Here is a 2758-nt window from a genome sequence, read left to right on the forward strand (position 1 = left end):
TAGTCTCTTGCATGCCAATACGTAGGATAACCCGGATTTTTAGGGTGATCTATCATCGCAATAGATACCGGAACCCGATCTTTAACACCATAGAGCAAACACCAGTTTCCCCGTGTGCCCCAAGCCGCATTCCCTGTTTGACCAGCACTGGTCAGGTAGTTTCCATTGGCACCATTCTTTGTTGGAGAAACCTCTGTGACATTTCCCTGGCTATCACTGAATTTCTCCGTTTTATCTGAAGGAAGTTCAAGTTCTTTTGTTACCCGGATGCCCAGCAAACCATCCTTAACATCGTTAAAACGCACCGTATCCCGCTGCGCAGTTAAAGTCGTATACCTGTCAATTGTCCGGCTGTTCTCTGTGCCGCTAAACACCAGTTCTGTCTTTTCTATAAGCAGCACAGTACCATCTTGTTTTTCCCAATTGGCCGTATAAACCAGCTTGCCTGCAGATTTCCCTTTGCTCAGCTCCAATACTTTCACATTCCTGATCCAGCCGTATTTACTCTTTTTCTCTGCAGGTATGTTATAGGAATTGTTCCAGAAATCAAGGTCGTTTACACTTTCGTAATTAAACCATAGGCCTACATGATGTGGATGATCTGTTCTTTCTCCGTCCCTTTTATCAAGTGGAAAGCCCCGGGTTACCACGGCTCCATTTGCCGCCTGAATAGGATAAAGTACTGGTTTTTCTAAACTGGAAGGAAAAATAAAACTACTGAAATATTGGCCTCCAACTACAACGTCAATTTTCTTGTTTCCACGTTTATCCAAAAAATGGACTTCCTGAGTTTGGGCATACAACTGCATACTGAAGCTGCAGCAGAGAAAAAACACATACTTCTTCATATTTGGTTCGGCTTTCTTATATTTAGGTTATAATAGATCCTTTAAACTAAAGATAGGCTATTCAGCTGCAAATTGTCTTTCGCCAGGGCAATTCCTCTAAAAATATTACGCAATCGATTTAGAAATCCGGCTCTTAGCAGGTTGTATTTTAGTTTAATATGAGTGCGCCATGAGTGCGCCTTTTCCCAGAATAAACGCGCACTCATGGCGCAGTTATACTGCAAACACTGCGCAGTCATATAGAACCCATTATAAGCCATATCTGGTTTAAGCCGGCATTTATCAGGTGCTTTTTAAAACAAGCGCCATTCCAACATTGTTATTTAAGAAAGACTAAGAAATTATGTTAAAGCCAATACATTTATGCATACCCTGCATGGGCCTGTTTATGCTGTCTTGTACACAAAGCAATACAACTTCTTCAGTGAACACAGATAAAACTGCAGTAGACAGTGCAAAAGTAGCCGATACCACTAAGATAATCAATGTGCTTTATAAATGTGCAGACAACAAAGAGATTCGCGTTTCCTATGACAATACTGATGAAAAGAACCCATTTGCACTGGTACAGACCGATATCAAAAAGCCTGATATCACCAAAATGAAACTTGTCATTTCTGCTTCCGGTGCTAAATATTCCGATGGTAAACTTGTTTGGTGGAACAAAGGAAAAACAGGTTTTCTAACCGAGGCCACCGGTAAAGAAAAAATGCTGGTCAATGACTGTAATGAATACCATGAAATGAAATAGAAGAACTGGAGTATTTCTTGGGTTTAAGGCCAATATGTTTCTCAAATAACCGGGTAAAATGACTCAAATTTGTAAAGCCCATCCGGTAACCTACCTCAGAAACAGAAAGCTTTTGCTCTTTAATCAGATAGGCCGCTTCGTTCATTCTTGATCTTTGGTAATAATTAAAAATACTGTTTCCAAAGATCTGTTTAAACAAGCGATTCATCTTGCTCTCACTCATATTCGAAAAAAGAATCAATTCCTCCATCACCGGAGGGACAGTCAAATCCTGCAGAATTTTATCTCTAATGGCATACATGATACGAACATCAGCTGTGTTCAGCGGGTAACTGGCTACTTCCTCCCTTTTTATTAATTCAACAAAAAATAAATAGATCATTTCCTGAGCCTTTAACTTGTAAAAAAAGTCATTCAGCTGAACTGGCCCATTTGCCTCCGCGATCTCTTTTGCTACATATCTTATTTTCGGCGAAATAATTTCATCATATAAAAAGGGCTGATGCCCGGAAATCATATGATGTAACAACAAATTTCCCTTATTCTCATTTAACAGATCTTTTAGCAGATCAACATGCATATTGATCAAGATCACATTGATTTTAGTCTCCGCAGGGATAAAGATTTCAACATCCATATCAGAAGAAGAGACCTGCACAGAAGGCAATTGTCTGAAATCCTCCTCAGAGAACACATTACGAAAGCTAAAGGTAATTTCGTTTTTCTCTAGCAGAGATCCGATCCGGTTAAGGCTCAGATCTTCCTTAAATTCACATTGATGGATCGTCATCCTCATCAGCGGACCAAGTTCAATGAACTTTATATGCCCTTTGCCCAGATTTTCTGGCAATATTAACTTTCCATTGACCACTTTGCTCCCTGTAGCAGCAGACAGAACTTTTAATAAGCCGGTACCAGTTGTAGAGGTAGATTCAAAATGCATAAAGACGGATATGGACTATTATTTAAACGAATATAGATATTTTAGTTCATTACCCCATTGTAACTTTGGATAAACAAAAAAGAATCAACATGTCAAAGGTCTTATTTTTAAGCATGCCCTCCCATGGACATATGAATCCGACTCTGGGTTTAGCCGCCGAGCTGATCAATCAGGGTGAAGAGATTACATTTTTCAGTTCTCAGGAATTCGAAAAAG

The 2758-nt window shown here is 39.6% G+C and carries 3 protein-coding genes; 1 reads left to right on the plus strand and 2 read right to left on the minus strand.

Going from position 1 to position 2758, the window contains the following annotated elements:
- Window positions 1-848: PmoA family protein (locus VNZ46_RS06680; protein WP_325559317.1), on the minus strand; the 848-nt coding region annotated here is incomplete at its 3' end.
- A 343-nt stretch (window positions 849-1191) separates the two neighbouring features.
- Between VNZ46_RS06680 and VNZ46_RS06685 the strand changes: the two genes are divergently transcribed.
- Window positions 1192-1599, plus strand: coding sequence for an MliC family protein (locus VNZ46_RS06685; protein WP_325559318.1), 408 nt, complete (start codon window positions 1192-1194; stop codon window positions 1597-1599).
- On the opposite strand, the gene VNZ46_RS06690 is transcribed toward VNZ46_RS06685, so the two are convergent.
- On the minus strand, window positions 1565-2542 hold the full coding sequence (locus VNZ46_RS06690) for an AraC family transcriptional regulator (protein ID WP_325559319.1): 978 nt from the start codon (window positions 2540-2542) through the stop codon (window positions 1565-1567). The two genes, VNZ46_RS06685 and VNZ46_RS06690, sit on opposite strands and share 35 nt — an antisense overlap.
- Between the last annotated feature and the right edge of the window lie 216 nt (window positions 2543-2758).

Origin of the sequence: Pedobacter sp. (genome assembly GCF_035566355.1) — a bacterium.
Classification (GTDB): domain Bacteria; phylum Bacteroidota; class Bacteroidia; order Sphingobacteriales; family Sphingobacteriaceae; genus Pedobacter.